This window comes from Arthrobacter sp. JSM 101049 (assembly GCF_041679245.1).
Lineage (GTDB): Bacteria > Actinomycetota > Actinomycetes > Actinomycetales > Micrococcaceae > Arthrobacter_H.
This window is the reverse complement of record NZ_JBGFFC010000001.1, coordinates 185,106-204,324: the sequence shown is the minus strand read 5'-3', so window position 1 is coordinate 204,324 and position 19,219 is coordinate 185,106. Positions and strand designations below refer to the sequence as shown.

The following is a 19,219-nucleotide window of genomic DNA, read 5'->3' as shown; positions in this document are numbered from 1 at the left end:
GGGGGCGGAGTGCACACCTATCGGCTGGCTCATGGCAGCGACGAGGAAGCCTGGAGTTTGCCCGGCGACAGGGAATGGGTCGAATCGGTGGCCCAGACGGCCGCCGCGGGCAACGGCATCGTCCTCTATGGCGAGCCCGGGGCCGGGCAAGACGAATTCGCTTGGCGCATCGCCCGCCGGATCGCTGCGGACAGCGGCGTGCTGGAACTCGCCTGTCCACCCGACGCCGCAACGACCTCCTCGCTCACCGCGCTGGCTGATGGCCAGCGCGCCAGCGGCCGAGTCCTCCTCATTCCTGACATCGCCGCGTTCGCCGGTCCCGACGCCGAAGTCGTCGCACGGCTGGTGCTACGCCACCGGGCCATCGTCGTAGCCATTGCCTCGGACCCCCAGGGAGCGCCCGAAGCGCCGCTAATGCAACTGCTGCACCTGGACAAGGTCCGGATCCGAAGCCTCCCGGCTGCGGCCGGAACCAGCTATCTGGAAAACGGGCTCGGGGGGCCGCTCAGTGACCGCTCGGCCTACGCCGTGTGGGACAGCGGTGCCGGAAACCGGGCGATGATGCGCATGATCGCGGAGGATTGGCGGGAGTCCGGCTATCTTGTCCGCGAGGACGATGTCTGGGTCATCCGGGGCGCCAACCCGCCGGCGGGCCGGCGTCTGGCAGCCTACTGGCACCAGTGGCTGGCAGAGCAGACACCGGCGGTCCGGGACCTATTCGAGATCTTGGCCCTAGCGGGGGACGTTCCGCTGCCCATCGTGCTGCAGGTCTGCGGCACCGAGGCCGTCGACAGGGCCCACGAACTGGGGTACTTGCGCTTGCGTGAATCCACCGGACGGGAGGTGAGCCTGCGCGGAATGATCAATGCCCAGTCCATTGCCGGACAGGTGCCGCCGGGCAGGAGCAGGACGCTGTTGGACCGGGTGACGGAGTACGTCGATGGCCAAGGCCTGCACCGGCCAGCGGGCCTGGTCCCCTGGCGGTTGCACTGCGGTCTGCCCGTCAGGCCGGAGCGGTTCATCGAGGGGGCGGAACACCTGTTGGCCCACACTTCGCCGAGCGACGCCCTGGACATGCTGAAACGGCTTCCCGGAGACGTCGAGCCCGATCGGGTGCATGCCCTGCGCATCGGCGCCCTGCTGGCCGCTGGACAGTTCGTGGACCTGTGGACCCACATCGGGCACTTGAGGCTGGCCGCGGCAGCAGGCGACCGACCCAGCCCGACCGGGGCAGGCGACGGCGACGATCGCCTCACAACAGCACCCGCTTCCGAGCTGATTGCCGCCTCCTGGAGGGGGGACTTCCAGCCGATCCTCGGTGCGTCCGCTGCCCAGCCGCGGTTGTCCGATGCCGTGGGCTGGCTGTGGCAACAGGTGACCCACGAAGCACAGGTCCTCACCGGCAAGGTCCAGGAGGGGCTCCATGCGGACCGGGAACTCGTCCACCTGCTCGAACAGTCGGATACGGCGTCGTTCCTGGTCCAACGAGGACGTCTGGGCCTGTTCGACATGGAGTGCCTGGCCGGGGAATGGAAACGGGCCGCCGCCACCCTGGCCGGAGGGTGGAATGCAGCATCCGGTGCGCCCGGGCAGGGCAGGACCGGCGCTCTCTACAACGCCACGGCCCACGTCCTGAGCGCAGAGTTCTCCCGCGCCGCCGAGGTCCTGGGCCGGGAGATCCCACAGCTGAGGGCCGTCGGACGCCACGACCTGCTGCCGCTCGCCTATTCGCTCCATGCCGTCTCGTTGGCCCGCATCGGCCGCCGTGCCGAAGCGCTGGTCGCGCTCGCTGCCGTGGACATCCCGCGGATTGAAGGCGGGGGCATCTGGAGGCTGATCTGGGCAGCCACCTACTTTTCGGCCCAAGCCATGGGGTACCTCGGACGGGCGGGCACCGCAGTTGAGCGTCTGGTCGCCTTCGCAGAACTCGACCGGCGGCTGGGAAACCATTCGCAGGAGCTTCTGACGCTGACCGCTGCCGTCCAGTGGGGGCACGAACCGGCTCTCGACATGCTGGCTGCCGTTGCCACCCGGTCCGATGGCCGCTTCGCCGAGGCCTGCACGTGGGTGACCCGGGGGCTGCAGCGCGGGGACCCGGAGGAAGTGGAATACGGAGCCCTGCTCTCACGTAGCCTGGGGCAACACTTCTTCGCGGACTACGCTCAGACCAAGCTGGAATCACTCAATGGGCCCTGTCCCCACGCTGCCGTCGACGACCGGCCGGACGACCCAGATGAGCCGCAGATCATCGTCGCAGCCTCTCCGGCAGCGAGCATCCACGTGCTGACGCCACGCCAACGCGCTGTGGTCCAGGACGTACTCGACGACAGGAGCAATGGCGACATCGCCCGCAGCATGGGGGTCTCCGTCCGGACCGTTGAGAGCCATCTGTACCAGGTCTACGCGAAACTCAATGTCACAAGCCGGACAGAACTGCGATCCGCACTCACCGGCCACTCTGTGGATTCACGCGGGAGCGGCAAAAACACTTAAGTACTGACCCGTGAAAACAAGTAGCCCGCCCCGCAGGGTACTGGTGTTTCGTCCGCTGATTCGATCTACGATGATGAGCAATTCGGTACCACCCGGTACGTAGCCGGGTGGGACCGCAGCGTAGGAACCGAACTGGGGCGGTATTCAAGTGCAGGCGATGTCGAATGCGAAGGTCCAAACGGCGGGGGAGACCCCGACACGGCATGCCGAGCGCGAGCACCCGGCGGCACTGACAAAACATGCGGCGGAACTGCGGGCCCACCTCGCGGAAGGGGCCACCGGGGGGGCTATCGTCGTGGGCCGTAGCGGCAGTGGCCGGCGCGTGGCGATCGAGGAGGCCCTGGCGCATCTGCCGGCACCGGCGAAGGTTGTCCATCTCAGCGGGAGCGCCTACGCCGCGCGGATGCGCCACGGGGCCTTGACCTTCCTGCTCTCGCAGCTCACGGCCAACCAGCAGGGCGCGAGCCGCCACGAACTCGTGCACGGGCTGGCACGGCTTCTGTGCCCCGAGGGGAAACGCACCATCATTACCCTGGGCAGCCCGACCCTGATCGACGCCGAATCGGCTGCAATCCTGGCGCAGCTGGCGGCGATGAGGAAGATTGCGCTAGTGGCCGTGTGCGAACGGCTCGCCGACCTCCCGGAGGACATGCTGGCCCTGCACCGATCAGGCCAGCTGCCCCGCGTAACCGTTCCGAGCATGAACCTCATCGAAACACGCACCTTCCTCGAAGCGGAGATCGGTGGCCCGATCTCGATATTCGCGGCGGCCGCACTCTGGCACCTGACGCACAGCAACCGCGACCTCCTCCATGAGCTGGTCAGGGATCTGGTAGCGGACGGGAAGCTAACGCTGGAAGACGGCTGCTGGGTGTTCGCCCCCGGGTCGATCCGGTTCGGACCGGCGCTCATGGCCTATCGGGCCCGCGCGTTGGCCGGCCTGGACCACGGCGAGCGCTGTCTGCTGCGTGCCCTGGCCATCGGTGGTCCGGTCACAGCCGCGGAATTGCGCCGCGCTGACCTCGTGGACGACCTGGCGGGACTGCGTTCACGCGAACTCGTCACCGTAGGAGAGGCACCGGTCGGGTCGATCGGCATCACCGTTCCCATATTGGGGCACATGCTGCGCGACATGGAGGACGAGCACCAGGAGGAAGTCGACCAGACGACGGCCAGATTGCATGCCGACGAGCACGCCTCACGGATCCTCACCGAGGTGCGTGGCATGCAGGAACTGGGCAACCAGGAGGCGCTGGTTGCCGTCGTCGACGACTTCGCTGACTGCGGTGGGTTCTCGACCGAAGCATGGCAAGCCGACGCCGTACGGCAGGCAGCAATCCTGAAGACCGGCGTCGAGACGTTGTGCGCCCTGGGCGAGCGCAAGCGTGCCGAAAAAAGACTGTCGCGTGCGACGGCACAGTTGATGGCTGCCCTGCAGGAGCATCCCGACGAGGCGCAACTGAACCGCGCAGCCCAGCTGTTGCATGTCAAGAGCGCCCGGATCGCGTTGCTGGACACCCATGCCGAGGCGGTGCCCGACCTGCTCGCGACGGCGACGAGAGCTGCCCACGCCAACCCGTCCACGGCCGTTGCCACGTCGGACGGACGGACCCGCCCGATTGAGGGCACAACGGTGGGCACCGTGTGGGAAACGGAAGCCCTGCACTTCAAGGCCCTGGCCGTTGAGGCCGAAGCCTGGGCCATGACGGCGAGGCAACGCGAGGCGGTGCTGGTGGTCCAACGCATCCTCTCCGACATCGAAGGGCTGCAACTGACTGGAGTCCTGGACCAGGTGATGACCCCTTCGGACTGCGCCGACATCGAATGCACCCTCTTGCGCGTCCAATTACTCGCCGGCGAATGGCAGTCCGCCGCCGAGGCGGCAGCCGGACTCGCCGCAGGGCGCTACGCGGATCCCCGTTCCATCGCCTACGGCGAGCTCGTTGCCGGCCTACTGAAGGCGCTGTCCGGCGAAGCCGACGCGGCACTCGGTATGCTGTTGCCGTCCCTGCACCAGCTCACAGCCTCGGTCGATGCAGCCGAACTGGCCGTCGTCGAGGCGGCCATTGCATATTGCATGGCCGACCAGGAACGGAACTCCGAGGCCGTCGAACTGCTCCTGCGCAGCCCCCGCATCACGGAACGGGACATGCCCCTGACCTTCTTCTCCTGGGCTGCAGAGATCTTCTCCTCGTTGGCCGTCGCGCGTATGGACAACAGCCAGGCCGCAGCCGTTCGTCTCATGGCCCTGGCGGACAAGGCGCGGGACCATGGAACGACCACCCTGGAGATGAATTCGCTGGCCTTGGCGCTCAGGTTCGGCCGTTCCGACGTGGCCTCCCGGCTGGGGTCCCTCTGCAATTCAGCGCCGGGCCCCGCGGCCAGCGGGTTCCTGTCGCTGTCCCGGGGGACGCTCGAATCAGACCCGTCCCTGATAGCCCAGGGGCTGGAGGAACTCGCCGACCACGGGCTCATGTTGTACGCAGTCGAGGATGGCAACGCCTTGTTCTCCGCTCTGGGCCATAAGGATAGGAGACGCGTCTTCGCTGCCATGGTGCGGTCACGCGACGACCGTGGACCCGGTACAGCCACGGAGTCCGTGCCGGCCGGGCATGCGGACGACAAGCCCGCCTGGCTCGACCAATTGACCAAACGCGAGGCACAAGTGGCCCAGCGCGTTATCGCCGGCATGTCGAACTCCGACATCGCCCGACTGAGTGGAGTCTCCGTGAGGACCGTCGAAGGGCACCTCTACCAGGTCTACTCCAAACTCCAAGTGCGCAACCGTCAGGAACTGACGTCGCTGGACCGCGCCAGCCGCGGGACCGTGGAGGCCCGGTGACCGCCGAGCACCGGCTTCGGGTGGACCGGTCAGCCGAGTATGCCGAACTCGTCACCATCCTCACCGGCCGCGGTCCCGGAGGCGCGCTGGTGCTCGGCGGGCCGGGAATGGGCAAGACCAGCCTGGTCCAGGCAGTCCTCTCCCGATCTGGTGTACCCACACCGGCCATCCGTCTTCACTGCACGCCGACCTTGGCGGCCATACCCTACGGGGCGTTGTCCCCCTACCTGAGTACTTTGGACCGCGTCGAAGATCCCGTCCAGGTCCTCCGCGAGGTCAAATCGACCCTCGAGGATGCCGGGAATGGTGAGGACATCCCCATCGTCGTCGTCGAGGATGCCCAGTTCCTGGACGCGGAGTCCTCCTTCGTGCTGTCCTTGCTCGTCGAAAACGCCGCCATTAAGCTCGTTGCCATCGGCGCGGGCCGGATCGACGGGGAATCGACGCTCTTTTCGCTCACCGAATCCGGGCTGCTCTCCACACTTGTCGTCCAGCCATTCGACGCGGCCGGCGTCCGCTTCCTTGCGGAAGAACTGACCTCGGGCACGCTGACCGAGGGGGCTGTCGAGACCATTCGGCAGATGACGGGCGGCAACCCGAGCTTCGTCAAGGCGTTCGTGCAATCCTGTCTGGACCAGGGCATCCTGGTGCGCGACAGCGGATCGGCGCCGGGCCTGGAACACCGGGACCTCTGGCTTCTGGCCCGGTTGTCCCCGGAACCCGACGAAGGACTCATCGAACTTGTCCGCGAAATGCATCTGGCCCTTCCCGAGCGACAACAGCGGATCTTGGACCTGCTGGCATTGGGAGGTCCAGAGCCGCGGGAACTGCTCGTTGCCTGTGGCGGCGGTGATTTCCGGTACCTGGTGGAGTCGGGCATTTTGGCTGTCAGCCGCGAGGGGCTGGTCGGCATCCGCGCCGAGATCCACGCGTCGGTCCTTCGACACGGCGTGCCGCCGGGACGGAGCACGGAACTCTACGGGCAGTGGGCCACCCATCGCGCCGAGCTGGGGATTCCGCCGACGCCCCTGCAGGTGCTCTGGGCGTTGGAGATCGGGGCCAGGACCTCTGCCGACGAGGTGATGAACGCCGTCGCACGCGCGAACAATGACCTCGACTATGCACTCGCCTGGAAACTGTGTGCCGTGGCGGGGCTGTCGGCAGAATCCGAGTCCGGTATGTTGCTTGAAGCACGGACGCTGTTGGGCCTGGGCCGCTACTACTCCGCGCGTGCCCTGCTCATGGGCCTGGCCGGGAAGACCAACGACCCGACGATTCTGCAACGGGCCTTGAACATGCTCTTCATGGTCCTCGTGCAGCTGGGGCTCGATGACCATGAATTGGATGCCCTGGAGCAGCTGTGGGAGGAACGGTCCTCACGTCCCGGCAATCATGAGGCGTTCACAGCCGCTTCTGCCCAACACCGAAGGACCAACGAGCTGTTGGCTCTCTGGCGTCGTGTACAGGACGCCGATACGGAGGAGCTCCCGATTGCGGAAGCGCAACGAATCCTCGCGAACCCGGAGCTAGCCGCCGAGGGGCGGGCTATCGCGCTGCTGGTCCTCAGCGATCTGCATTCCATCTTCGGTCGCACCGAAACGGCTTTGGGGTTGGCACGCCAAGCCATGTCGGAGCTCGACCAGGACCCCAGTCTGGCCGGCAACTACCAGTTGAGCGTGCTTGTACGCATCGGCTGGAACCTGGTGCTCTCGGGACGATACGACGAAGCCGACGAGTTTCTGGCGGCGCATCGTGGCGCTACCGTGCGACTGCAGAGGCACCGTCACGGATCCCTGTCACTGGTCCGGGGCGTCGGCGAATTGCTTCGGGGCCGCTCCGGCCGGGCCCGTCGAGCCTTGGCCGAATCCATTGCAGATTTCCGGCTGCATGACCCGTCCCAGCTGCTTCCGCTGGCACTGGCCCTGGACGGCTTCGCCGAGCGCCGCGTCAGGAACGTGTTGTCGGTGCGAATGCCGACTGCACGGGACGACCACAGGCAACAACCCGGGGCCGGGGCGCCTGCTTCCACCCCTGGGAGATTGCTCGTCCGTGTCATTGCCGCCGGGGCTGAGGGATCGGGAAGCGACACCATAGATCGCTATCCCTTATTGGCCCGCGAGGTCTTGGCGGGATCCTCGGCACGGTTGCTGGGTACCCGGAAGGAAGCCCAGGAGTTCGGCTCCCGCCTGCACGAGCTGGCAAGTGGTATGGAAGGACAGCGTTCAGCTTTCCTGGCCCGGATGGCAGACCCGCAACTGGCCGGGGATGCCCCGGCCGCGGAAACTCTGGCACGCGAGGCACGGGATGCGGGTGAGTTCCAAGTCGCGGCGGAATCCCTGGCACGGGCGGCGACGTTGTTCTCTGCGGCGGGGGAGAGCCGTCGATGTGGTGCCATCCTGCGGGAGTTGATGGAACTGGTGCGCGAACGGGAACTGACCCCGGATGCCTATGTGGCGCGGGCCCTGGCGCTGGCTGAATTGACCACGAGGGAGGAGGAAATCGTCGAACTCGCCCGTTTGGGGAAGAACAACGCAGAGATCGCCCGGGCCCTGACGGTCTCCCAACGCACGGTTGAGGGTCACCTGTATCGGGTTTTCTCCAAGCTGGGGATCGCCGAACGCTCCGAGCTTGCCGGACTACGCCTCTACGCGGGTACCCAGCGTGGCCAAAACGCGTAGTCCGACATCGAAGATGGGGTACGGTCCACGCGTGCAGGGTCGGACACCGTTTCATAAGCTCACTGCAGGAACAGGGGGCCGAGCCGGACTCGCCGCTGATCCCCGAGGCACCGGTGCAGCAACTTCGCTGCCGGCACTGGTGTCTCCCCAGAACGGAGTCGGCGGTTAGTGGGTCCCTTGTGGATCCAGCCCCCCAGCGGCCGCCGACTCCTTGAATGACGGTCCCGCACCCCTCCCCACCAGGACGGGTGCGGGACCTTTTCCATGGGTGGAAGGGCCCTCGTAGGACAACCGTGACGCCCTGAGTACGTACCGAGTAGGACGCGGGTGCCCGCGCGGTAACGAACCGGCCAAAACGAGTATCCCGTCACTCGTGTGCTGGTGAGGGCCGCGACCTAGGCTCGGTGCCAGCAGGCCGACGAGGCCAGCCCGGCCGCTGGGCCGGAATGCCAACTCAGCACTTTGGGGGGACTCACCAATGCGAATGAACACGGCCCGAAGGGCCGCCGGATGCGGCGGTCTACCGGAACAGATCGCGAGGCCAGGGCATGTCGCAGCTTAGCGGGAGGATGTCCGGTACCGGTTTCGAAGCGGTCCCTGAGTGGGCGCCCGGGGCCAGCCGGAGAGGAACCCAGCGTGCGGCCTCGGCCATCCACTGGCGCCAGCAATACCGCCGTCGTCTTCTGGCGACCGACGTCCTGCTGGTCCTGGCGGCGGTGACCATTCCGGTCCTCGTGGCCGCCGCCGGACTCCCGGGCACGGTCGGCGCCGGGACACGCGTGGCGCAGTGGACCGGGTCCATCGCCGGCCTGGAGGGCGGATTGGCCAGGACGGCGGGCTTGGCGCTGCTGGTCGCCGTCTCATGGCTGCTCATGCTTCATCTGTTCCAAACGCGGGCGGCAGGCAGGATCGCCATCGGCGTCTACGAATACAAATCGGTGGTCGATGCCACCGCGGCGCTCGCCGGCTGGGTCGCAGTGCTGGCCGTGCTGGGCACGGATACGGGCCTTCGCGGCTTCCTCATCATCGCCCTGCCCTTTGGTCTGCTGGCGCTGCTGGTGGGCCGCTGGTCGTGGCGCCGTTGGCTCCAGGCCCAGCGCCGCCTGGGACATGCGCTCAGCGACGTCGTCGTCTATGGCCAGGCCAAAGACGCCCCGTATGTGGTGCGTCAGATCGGCAAGAAATCGGGCGCCGCCTACCGCGTGGTCGGCGTCGTCCTGGACGGCGCCCCGGACGCAGACGCCGAGAACCTCATCCGTGCGACCAGTCCTGGGCTGCCATTGATGCACGGGGGCGCCGGGATCGAGCAGGAAGTGAGTCGGCTGGGTGCCGACGCCGTCGTCGTCGCCGGGGCGCTCCAGGGCGGCAACCGGGCGATCCAGGACCTGGGCTGGCGGCTGGAACGTACACGTACAGAGGTCATTCTGGTCTCCTCGCTGACCAATGTGGCCGGTCCGCGTATCCGCATGCGGCCCGTCGAGGGGCTCCCGCTGATGCACGTTGAGCTGCCCACCTTCACCGGTTGGCGGCATGTGCTCAAGCGGGCCATGGACATCGCCGTCTCGTCCGTTGCGCTGCTGGTGTTAGTCCCCCTATTCCTGGTCATCGCGCTGCTCATCAGCCGCGATAGCAAGGGCGGCGTGTTCTTCAAGCAGGAGCGCACCGGGCGCCGGGGCCAGCCGTTCACGATGTACAAGTTCCGTTCCATGGTCGCCACCGCGGAGCAGGACCTGCAGGACCTCAAGGACCTCAACGAGGGGGCGGGCCCGCTGTTCAAGCTCAAGCAGGATCCACGCATCACCCGGGTCGGGACTTGGCTGCGGAAGTTCTCGCTCGACGAGCTGCCCCAGTTCTACAACGTCCTCAGGGGCGACATGGCCGTCGTCGGCCCCCGTCCTCCGCTTCCCTCCGAGGTTGCAGCCTATGAGGGCCATACCCACCGTCGCCTCTACATCAAACCCGGGGTCACCGGGCTGTGGCAGGTCAACGGGCGTTCCGACCTGGATTGGGAAGAAAGCGTCCGTCTGGACCTCTATTACGTCGAAAACTGGTCCGTCACGGGAGATCTGATGATCATGTGGCGCACCTTCAAGGTCATGATCAACCCGTCGGGAGCCTACTGATGAGCATCGCACCGGAAACCACCGTCCACCCCGCACTGCGCGTCGCCGTGATCGGCGCCGGCTACTGGGGACCGAATCTTGCCCGCAACTTCGCCATGAACACGGAGTGGGACCTGGTCGCGATCTGCGACATGGACGCCGACCGGGCGGCAGCACTGGCCCGCAAAACCGGGGAACCGGCCGTGGTCACCTCGGTCGACAAGCTGCTGCGAGACCATGACCTCGACGCCGTCGCCATCGCCACGCCCGCCCGGACGCACCACGCCGTGGCCATGCAGGCCATTGCCGCCGGCAAGCACGTGCTGGTCGAGAAGCCATTGGCCGACAACAGCATCCACGGCCGCGAAATGGTCCGGGCGGCCCGCGCCGCCGGAACCATCCTGATGGCCGACCACACCTATTGCTACACACCGGCCGTGCTGAAGATCCGCGACCTGCTCGCGACCGGAGAACTCGGGGAGATCCTCTACATCGACTCGGTGCGCATCAACCTCGGGCTCGTCCAACCCGACGTCGACGTCTTCTGGGACTTGGCCCCACATGACCTGTCGATCCTGGACTTCATCCTCCCGGGCGGTCTCAAGCCGGTCGGAGTCTCCGCACAAGGCGCCGATCCGCTCAATGCCGGCAAGGCGTGCGTAGGGTACCTCAGCCTGCCTCTGGACAACGGGGCACTGGCCCACATCCACGTCAACTGGCTGTCCCCGACGAAGATCCGCCAGATGGTCATCGGCGGGAGCCGCAAGACGCTGGTCTGGGACGATCTGAATCCCCAGCAGCGCCTGAGCATCTTCGACCGCGGTGTCGACCTGGACCGCCAGGAAATGATCCGCGGCGACAGCGCCGGACGACAGGGCGCCGCCATCTCCTACCGGCTCGGCGACACCTGGTCGCCGGCCCTGTCCGAATTCGAACCACTCGGTCTGCTCGTCTCCGAATACGCCGCGAGCATCCGCTCGGGGACACCGGCCCCGACCGACGGCGAGTCCGCGCTGCGCGTGCTCTCCGTCCTCGAGGCGACCACCCGGAGCCTGGCCAACCGCGGCGGCAACGGACGACTCGTATCCACCACGTCAGTCCTGGAGGCAGCACTGTGAACAACTACCAGCAGAAGATCGCCGGTGGCCGGTACCTGGTCACCGGAGGAGCAGGAACCATCGGTTCCGAGATCGTCCACCAGCTCCTGGCCGCCGGGGCCGAGCACATCGACGTCCTGGACAATCTGGTGCGGGGACGGCGCGACAACATCGCCGGTCCGCTGGCCAGTGGCCGCGTCAATCTCGTCGAAGGCGACCTCGCCGACCGGCACCTGGTGCGCGAGCTCGTCCAGGGCAAGGACGTGGTCTTCCACCAGGCCGCCATCCGCATCACCCAGTGTGCCGAGGAACCCCGGTTGGCGGTCGACGTGATGGTCAACGGGACCTTCAACGTCCTCGAAGCGGCCGTCGAGGCCAAGACACCGAAGATCGTCGCCGCGTCCAGCGCCTCCGTGTACGGCATGGCCGACGAATTCCCCACCACGGAACGCCACCATCCGTACAACAATGACACGTTGTACGGTGCCGCCAAGACGTTCAACGAGGGGATGTTCAAGAGCTTCCGTTCGATGTACGGGCTGGACTACGTGATGTTGCGCTACTTCAACGTCTATGGCCCCCGGATGGATGTCCATGGCGCCTACACCGAGGTGCTCGTGCGCTGGATGGAACGCATCGACGACGGTTTGCCGCCGCTGATCTTCGGCGATGGGAGCCAGACCATGGACTTCGTCTTCTCCGAGGACATCGCCCGGGCCAACCTGCTGGCGGCCGCCAGCCCGGTCGTCGATGGCATCTACAACATCGCCAGTGGAAAGGAAACCAGCCTGCGCCAGTTGGCCGAGACGCTGCTGCGAGTCATGGGCTCCGACCAGCGCATCGAGTACGGCCCGGAGCGCGCGGTGAACTCGGTGGTGCGGCGGCTGGCCGACACGAAGGCCGCAGCCCGCGACCTCGGTTTCCGCTCCACCGTCAGCTTGGAGGACGGGCTGCTCTGGCTCGTCGAGTGGTGGCGACCCTTGCGCGAGCAGGTCGCCGCCGGACGGGCCCTGAAACGTGAACCCGCCAACACCTGAGACAACTACCGAATACTGGGGAGACGGAACATGAGCAGAATCAGCGTGATGAAGCCGTGGCTCGGCGCCGCCGAAAGCGAAGCCGTGGCTGAGGTCATCGCCTCGGGCTGGGTCGCCCAGGGGCCACGGACGGAGGCCTTCGAGCAGGCCTTCGCCGAGCACCAGCAGGTGGGCCACGCCGTGGCCACCTCCAGCTGCACGACGGCGTTGCACCTCGCCCTGGTCGTCGCCGGCGTGGGGGAGGGCGACGATGTCGTGGTCCCGTCATACTCCTTCATCGCCACGGCCAACGCGCCTACCTACATCGGCGCGCGGCCGGTCTTTGCCGACGTGGACGCGGTCACCGGCAACGTTACGGCCGACACCGTCGAGGCGGCGCTGACACCGGCCACCCGCGCCATCATCGCCGTCGACCAGGGTGGCATGCCCCTGGACCTCCAGCCGCTGCGGCGCCTCTGTGACGAGCGGGGGATCGCCTTGGTGGAGGACGCCGCTTGTGGGGCAGGTTCGACCTACCGGGGTGCACCCGTCGGTGTCGGGGCCGACATCAGTGCCTGGTCCTTCCACCCGCGGAAGCTGCTCACCACGGGGGAGGGCGGCATGCTGACGACCAACAATGAGGCGTGGGCCACCCGTGCCCGCCGGCTCCGTGAACATGCCATGGACGTCTCTGCCGCGGAACGGCACGGTTCGCTGCTGGCACCGCAGGAGAGCTATTCGGAGGTCGGATACAACTTCCGGATGACCGACCTGCAGGCGGCGATCGGGCTGGTCCAATTGGACAAGCTCGATGCCATGGTGGCCCGCCGTCGGGAACTGGCCGACATCTATCGTTCAGCGCTCGCAGACGTCCCCGGGGTGCGCTGCGCCACGGATCCCGACTACGGCACCTCGAACTTCCAGTCCTTCTGGATCGAGGTGCTCCCCGAATTCCCCATGGGGCGCGAGCAGCTCCTCGAGAAGCTGGCCACCGACGAGGTCTCAGCGCGTCGGGGCATCATGGCGGCGCACCGCCAGCCGGCCTACGCCGGGCACCCAGGCCAGATGGTGCCGCTACCGGTTACCGAACGGTTGACGGACCACACGTTGATCCTGCCGCTCTACCACGGTCTCGAAGCGACGGATCAGGCGCGGGTCATCGAGAGCATCCGCACCGCTGGCGGTGCATGACCATGGCGAGCGTCCTGATGGTGGCAGCCAGCGGGCTCGCCCGCGAGGCGATCGCCTCCATCCGGGAAACCGGAGACCACCAGATCGTCGGCGTGCTCGACGACGACCCGTCCTTGCACGGACGGCAGGTCGCCGGTGCCCGCGTACTCGGCGGCATCGAGTTGGCCGCACAATCGGGAGACAAATTCCTGGTGTGCGCCGGTTCCGGCAGCGCACGGGCAGCGATTGTCTCCCGTCTCGAATCGCTGGGTGTCATGCCCGAACGTTTCGTCACGCACGTGCATGTTTCCGCGGTCGTTGGCAACGGTTCGACCATCGGAGCCGGAAGTATCGTCCTGGCCGGATCGGTCCTGACCGCCGACGTCCGCGTGGGACGACACGTGGTCATGATGCCCGGGGTGACCTTGACCCACGACAACGCCGTCGCCGACTACGCGACCTTTGCCGCAGGCGTTTCCGTCGGAGGCCGAGTGGGGATCGGACGCTGCGCATACCTCGGTATGAACGCCTCCGTCCGGCAGAACGTGCATGTCGGCGAGCAAGCGGTCCTCGGCATGGGGTCCGTGCTGCTGCGGGATCTGCCCGCGGGACAAACCTGGGTCGGCAATCCGGCCCGTGCCATCAACCGCGCCGATCTACGGCCGGACATGGCTACGCCTCAAGGAGGAGACGCATCATGAAGGTTTTGGTTTGCCCACATCAGCTGGGCATGGGCGGAAGCCAACTCAATGCGATCGAAATGGCCGTCGCCGTCCGACGGCACGGGCATGAACCCACCGTGTACGCGCCTCCGGGAGTGCTGACCGAGGCGTTGGAAGCGACCGACGTGCCGTGGATTCCCGCGCCGGATGCGCGAATCCGTAGCGGCAAATGGGCTGCCCGGCTGGGCCAGGTCATCCGGTCCGAACGTTTCGACCTGGTCCATGCGTATGAATGGCGCCCGTGCCTGCAAGCATCCTTCGCCGGCGGATGGCGCACACCGGTGCTCATGTCCGTCATGGCCATGGAGGTGCCGTCGTTCCTTCCCACCCATCTGCCACTGGTCGTAGGGACTCCGGCCTTGACCAACAGGATGAAAAACGAGGGCCGGACAGCTTATCTGTTGGAGCCGCCGGTCGATATGCACCGGCACCAGACACGGGACGCCGCCGGTGCACGCCAAACGTGGGGGATCGGGGACGCCGAGATCGTTGTTTCGGTCGTCTCCATGTTGACCACCGACCTCGAGAAGCTCCAGGGAATCCTCTCGGCCATCTCCGTGGTCGACCGCCTCTCCGACACGGCCCCGCTGCGGATGCTCATTGCCGGCGACGGCGAGGGCCTGGAAACCGTCAGGATGCGGGCCGACGACGTGAACCGGCGGCACGGCCGCATGGTCATCCAGCCAGTCGGGTTCCAGATGGACCCGACCTCGGTCTACGAGTCGGCCGACATCGTCCTGGGCATGGGAAGCTCCGCCATCAAGGGGCTCGCCCATGGAAAGGCACTGATCGTCCAAGGCGAAGGCGGGTACTGGCAGCTCGTGGACGAGTTCTCGGCCGAAGGCTTCATCACGAACGGCTGGTTCGGTAGCGAGGGTGCCGGCGTTCGTGACCTCCTGATCGCGCTGACCGACCTCATCGAGGACCCGTGGAACCGCCGCCGGCTCGGCGCCTTGGGACGCGAACTCGTCGAGCAGCGGTACAGCCTGTCCCGGGCCTCCGCGGAACTCTCCGGAATCTACGTCGACACGGTCATGCGGCCACAACGTATCGCGCAGGCCACGCGATCGCTCGCCCGCAGTGCCGTGGCGAGCGCCAGGTACTACGCCACAATGCAGTTCGGCAGCGTAGTCGAAAAAGAAGAATGGGCACGACGGGGGGCCAACGCGTGAGTATCAACAACATTCCGCTGGTCGATCTGGGTGCGCAGCAGCTGGAGATCGACGAGGAAGTCATGGTCGGGCTCAAGCAGGTGTTTGCCACGACGTCGTTCATAGGTGGGCCGCAGGTCGGGCAGTTCGAGACGGACTACGCCGACTATTTGGGCGTGAAGCATTGCATCGGTGTCGGAAACGGTACCGATGCCCTCGAGCTTGCGCTCCGGGCCTCGGGCGTTGAGGCCGGGGGTGAAGTCATCCTTCCGGCCAACACCTTCATCGCCACGGCAGAAGCGGTATGCCGCATCGGCGCAGTTCCGGTCCTGGTGGATGTGGACCCGCAGTACCTGCTCATCGATCCAGAACGGGTGCGGGAAGCCGTGACCGAGCGGACCCAGGCGATCATCCCTGTGCACCTCTTCGGACAGACGGCCTTCGTCGAGCAGCTGGAACCCATCGCCAGGGAATGCGGCGCAGTCATTGTGGAGGACGCGGCGCAGTCCCAGGGGGCGACTCGGTTCGGACGTGCCGCAGGTACCCTTGGCCGGGCCGCAGGGACCAGCTTCTATCCGGGGAAGAACCTCGGTGCCGCAGGGGACGCGGGAGCGGTGCTGACCGGCGACGACGACGTTGCGGCGCGGGTGCGGTTGTTGTCGGCGCACGGAAGCGCACAAAAGTATCGGCATGACGCGGTGGGAATGAATTCGCGCCTCGACACCGTCCAAGCGGTTGTACTCAACGCCAAACTGGGGCGGTTGGAACGCTGGAATGAACGTCGACGTAATGCCGCAGCCCGGTACAACGAACTTTTGAGCGGCATTCGGGGTATTGAACTGCCACGGTCTGCCCCTGGGAACATCGATGTGTGGCACCTGTACGTAATTCGTGTCGAAGACCGTGATCATGTCCTTGCGGAACTCAACGCGGCGGGGATCGGTGCCGGTATCCACTACCCGACGCCCGTTCACCTGACAGATGCGTTCGCCCGACTGGGACAGGGGCGGGGAACATTCGCGGTAGCGGAGGAATCCGCGGCACGCATCCTGTCATTGCCGCTGTATCCGCATATCACAGTGGAACAGCAGCAACGAGCGGCTGAAGCCGTTGCTGGCGCGGTGACTTGATGGCGGCGCATCGATTGATGGGACGCGCTCGGCATGGAACATCGGGCAGTATCGGGGCATCTGGCCGTTCTAGCGCTAGCGGTGCATTCGCGTGGAGCCTAACGAACACGCTCGTCTCCCGGCTGGGGACCTTGGGCATCGGCATACTCCTCGCCCGGGTCCTAGGGCCGGAGGAGTTCGGTACTTTTGCGATCGCATTAGTCGCCCTCATGGCGGTCCTCAGCTTTAACGAGCTGGGTGTGAGCCTCGCCATTGTCCGCTGGCCCGGTGACCCTGCGGTAATCGCGCCCACGGTGAATACACTGTCGCTGCTGGGCAGCGCGTTGTTTTGTGCCGCCAGCTGGTTGGCCGCCCCCGCCTTCACTGCGGCCATGGGCGACCCAGGAGCGACCGATGTCGTGAGGATCCTGATCCTCAGCGTATTGATCAACGGTGCTGTAGCGGGGCCAGCCGCCTTGCTGCAACGCGATTTCCGTGAGAAGAAGCGCATGGGCATCGACCTGGTCAACGTCTGGGTGGGTGCCATTGTGTCTGCGATCTTGGCACTCATGGGCATGGGAGCCATGTCTCTGGCCGTCGGCCGCGTGTTGGGGAGCCTCATTGCGGCCGTCCTGTTCGTTCGCGCGTCGCCGCTTCCCTATCGGGTGGGGTGGCACAAGGAGAAGGCTAGGGCTTTGTTGAACTTCGGCCTTCCATTGGCCGGGACCAGCATAATTGTCTTCACCATCGGTTACTCGGATCAGCTGGTCGCTGGATCGGTTGCCGGAACCATCGCGTTGGGATTCTACGTTTTGGCCTTCAACCTCTCCAGTTGGCCGGTCAGCATCGTCTCCCAACCGCTGCGTCGTGTTGCACCTGCCGCCTTCTCCGCCATCCAGCACGATCCCGCTCGGCTCCGTGCGGTGATCCTTGGACTATTTGGCGTTCTGGGGTGTGCCACAATCCCGGCATTCCTGGCTCTTGCGGGAGCAGCAACGCCTATTGTCCGATTCGTCTACGGGGATGTCTGGCTGCCTGCTGCGGCCGTTCTCAGCTGGTTGGTGCTCTCCGCTCTGGCAAAGGTCTTCTGCGAGTTGGCGTATGACTACATGGTGGTCATCGGTCGTACCAGCAAGGTCCTGATGATCCAGGCTGTAGGGCTAGTGGTGTTGATTCCAGCTCTGATATTCGGGGCCGTGTGGGGCGGCATAGTGGGCATCGCGGCTGCACAGGCGATTGTTTCCATGGTCGTGCTTCTACCCCTCTATCTTTGGCAACTTCGCGGCACCGGTGTCCGCATCCTCGATGTGCTCGGAAAACTATGGCTTCCCACGCTCGTCGGTGTGGCAGTGGCCTGCACGGCTTGGTGGGCAGCGAGTCTGTTCGGTCAGGTGATCATTGCGCTATTGGTGGGAGGTCTCTCAGCTGGGCTTGGGATAGCAGGCCTCCTCTATTTGAGGCGTAGCGACCTACGGGCCATCCGTGGAATTGTTCGAGCCGAGAAAGCTGGGGCGATCACGTGAGAATCCTCGTCTACCCGCACGATATGGCGATTGGCGGGAGCCAACTCAATGCTGTGGACCTCGCCGCCGCCGTCCACGACCGCGGACACTGGGTAGGAGTCATCGGTCAGCCGGGCTCTCTTCAGTCCCATATTTCCGAACGAGGGCTGGAGTTCATCGAGCTTCCGCCTCCGGGACGCCGTCCTAGCCCGCGAGTCATCGGCGCAATTCGAAAGGTTGCCGAGGATCGGAACGTCGACGTAATCCATGGCTATGAGTGGCCGCCCGCCCTGGAAGCGGCTATCGCCTCGCGCGGACGCCGCGCGACCGCTGTGGCTACTGTGCTATCGATGTCCGTGGCCCCCTTTATTCCGTATGATCTGCCATTACTCGTCGGCACCGAGCAGATCCTGGAGGTCGAGCGCTCTCGGGGACGAACCGCAACGGAATTGATGGAGCCACCTATCGACATCACGGTCAATAGCCCTGAGGCTGATCTCAACGTCGGGGAATTCGCTACGAAGTGGGGTCTGGACACCGAGTGCATGACAGTCGTAATTGTTTCGCGCCTGGCCAACGAAATGAAGTTGGAGGGCATCTTGACCGCCATGGACGCGGTCGGTTCACTGAGAGATTCCCCCCCGGTACAGCTGCTCATAGTAGGAACGGGGCCAGCCGCGGAGCAGGTCCGTAGACTTGCCAACAAAGCCAACCAGAAGGCAGGACGGCGATGCGTGATACTAGCGGGGGAGATGCAAGACCCTCGTTGCGCCTATGCCGTGGCTGATGTGGTCCTTGGCATGGGGAGCTCGGCTTTGCGAGGAATGGCTTTTGGAAAGCCTGTCATCGTGCAGGGTGAAAGTGGATACTGGCGTACCGTGACGGAACGATCTCTCCCCGATTTCCTCTGGCAGGGGTGGTATGGAGCCGGACCAGAAGCCAGCCAAGGCGCATCACGGCTCTTGTCCGAACTCGGGCCATTGTTACGGCAGGAGGCGCTGCGGAACCACCTCGGTGAGTTTTCGCTGTTGACGTTGCGCGACCGCTTCTCTCTGGACGCCGCTGCAGAACGCCAGATTGATTTCTACGACAACGCCATCTCGCATGTTTCCAATGGACGCGGCACGCTGGCCGCTGAGGTCGCGGCCGGGACGCGCTTCGTCGCCTACAAGGGGGCCCGTCTTCTAGCTCGACTGCGACGCGCCACCGTGGCAGACGATTTCAATGCTCGACCGGTGGCTCGAACTGCACCAGACGATCCCCGGACGGTGGTGGCCCGATGAAACATGACCTCGGTAGAGACTGGCTGGTTCTCATAGCAGGTTCCCGCTGGGAAG

12 protein-coding genes are annotated in these 19,219 nt (G+C 65.8%); all 12 read left to right on the top strand.

Going from position 1 to position 19,219, the window contains the following annotated elements; genetic code table 11:
- Positions 1-9 precede the first annotated feature (9 nt).
- Positions 10-2,493, top strand: coding sequence for a LuxR C-terminal-related transcriptional regulator (locus tag AB8M85_RS00840; protein ID WP_372696886.1), 2,484 nt, complete (start codon positions 10-12; stop codon positions 2,491-2,493).
- 157 nt (positions 2,494-2,650) lie between these two features.
- Positions 2,651-5,335, top strand: a complete 2,685-nt coding sequence (locus AB8M85_RS00835; RefSeq protein ID WP_372696885.1) for a LuxR C-terminal-related transcriptional regulator — start codon at positions 2,651-2,653, stop codon at positions 5,333-5,335.
- Between the two features lie 368 nt (positions 5,336-5,703).
- On the top strand, positions 5,704-8,013 hold the full coding sequence (locus AB8M85_RS00830) for a response regulator transcription factor (protein ID WP_372696884.1): 2,310 nt from the start codon (positions 5,704-5,706) through the stop codon (positions 8,011-8,013).
- A gap of 548 nt (positions 8,014-8,561) precedes the next feature.
- Positions 8,562-10,136, top strand: coding sequence for a sugar transferase (locus AB8M85_RS00825; RefSeq protein WP_372696883.1), 1,575 nt, complete (start codon positions 8,562-8,564; stop codon positions 10,134-10,136).
- Positions 10,136-11,233 (top strand): Gfo/Idh/MocA family protein, encoded by a 1,098-nt coding sequence (locus AB8M85_RS00820; protein ID WP_372696882.1) that lies wholly within the window; start codon positions 10,136-10,138, stop codon positions 11,231-11,233. Before AB8M85_RS00825 ends, AB8M85_RS00820 begins: the two co-directional genes overlap by 1 nt.
- Positions 11,230-12,249, top strand: coding sequence for an NAD-dependent epimerase/dehydratase family protein (locus tag AB8M85_RS00815; protein ID WP_372696881.1), 1,020 nt, complete (start codon positions 11,230-11,232; stop codon positions 12,247-12,249). The genes AB8M85_RS00820 and AB8M85_RS00815 overlap by 4 nt, the downstream gene beginning before the upstream one ends.
- Positions 12,250-12,279: 30 nt before the next feature.
- Positions 12,280-13,419 (top strand): DegT/DnrJ/EryC1/StrS family aminotransferase, encoded by a 1,140-nt coding sequence (locus AB8M85_RS00810; protein WP_372696880.1) that lies wholly within the window; start codon positions 12,280-12,282, stop codon positions 13,417-13,419.
- On the top strand, positions 13,416-14,099 hold the full coding sequence (locus AB8M85_RS00805; RefSeq protein ID WP_372696879.1) for a NeuD/PglB/VioB family sugar acetyltransferase: 684 nt from the start codon (positions 13,416-13,418) through the stop codon (positions 14,097-14,099). The genes AB8M85_RS00810 and AB8M85_RS00805 overlap by 4 nt, the downstream gene beginning before the upstream one ends.
- Positions 14,096-15,292, top strand: a complete 1,197-nt coding sequence (locus AB8M85_RS00800; RefSeq protein WP_372696878.1) for a glycosyltransferase — start codon at positions 14,096-14,098, stop codon at positions 15,290-15,292. Before AB8M85_RS00805 ends, AB8M85_RS00800 begins: the two co-directional genes overlap by 4 nt.
- Positions 15,289-16,401 carry a DegT/DnrJ/EryC1/StrS family aminotransferase gene (locus AB8M85_RS00795; protein ID WP_372696877.1) on the top strand — a complete coding sequence of 371 codons (1,113 nt, stop codon included), beginning with the start codon at positions 15,289-15,291 and terminating at the stop codon, positions 16,399-16,401. Before AB8M85_RS00800 ends, AB8M85_RS00795 begins: the two co-directional genes overlap by 4 nt.
- Positions 16,401-17,903, top strand: a complete 1,503-nt coding sequence (locus AB8M85_RS00790; RefSeq protein ID WP_372696876.1) for a lipopolysaccharide biosynthesis protein — start codon at positions 16,401-16,403, stop codon at positions 17,901-17,903. The genes AB8M85_RS00795 and AB8M85_RS00790 overlap by 1 nt, the downstream gene beginning before the upstream one ends.
- Positions 17,900-19,165 (top strand): glycosyltransferase, encoded by a 1,266-nt coding sequence (locus tag AB8M85_RS00785; protein WP_372696875.1) that lies wholly within the window; start codon positions 17,900-17,902, stop codon positions 19,163-19,165. The genes AB8M85_RS00790 and AB8M85_RS00785 overlap by 4 nt, the downstream gene beginning before the upstream one ends.
- Positions 19,166-19,219 lie beyond the last annotated feature (54 nt).

Bases quoted from the DNA above. Each gene is read 5' to 3' on its own strand.
- AB8M85_RS00790 (WP_372696876.1), top strand. From the start codon at position 16,401: ATGGCGGCGCATCGATTGATGGGACGCGCTCGGCATGGAACATCGGGC.
- AB8M85_RS00820 (WP_372696882.1), top strand. From the start codon at position 10,136: ATGAGCATCGCACCGGAAACCACCGTCCACCCCGCACTGCGCGTCGCC.
- AB8M85_RS00835 (WP_372696885.1), top strand. From the start codon at position 2,651: ATGTCGAATGCGAAGGTCCAAACGGCGGGGGAGACCCCGACACGGCAT.
- AB8M85_RS00810 (WP_372696880.1), top strand. From the start codon at position 12,280: ATGAGCAGAATCAGCGTGATGAAGCCGTGGCTCGGCGCCGCCGAAAGC.
- AB8M85_RS00825 (WP_372696883.1), top strand. From the start codon at position 8,562: ATGTCGCAGCTTAGCGGGAGGATGTCCGGTACCGGTTTCGAAGCGGTC.
- AB8M85_RS00800 (WP_372696878.1), top strand. From the start codon at position 14,096: ATGAAGGTTTTGGTTTGCCCACATCAGCTGGGCATGGGCGGAAGCCAA.
- AB8M85_RS00805 (WP_372696879.1), top strand. From the start codon at position 13,416: ATGACCATGGCGAGCGTCCTGATGGTGGCAGCCAGCGGGCTCGCCCGC.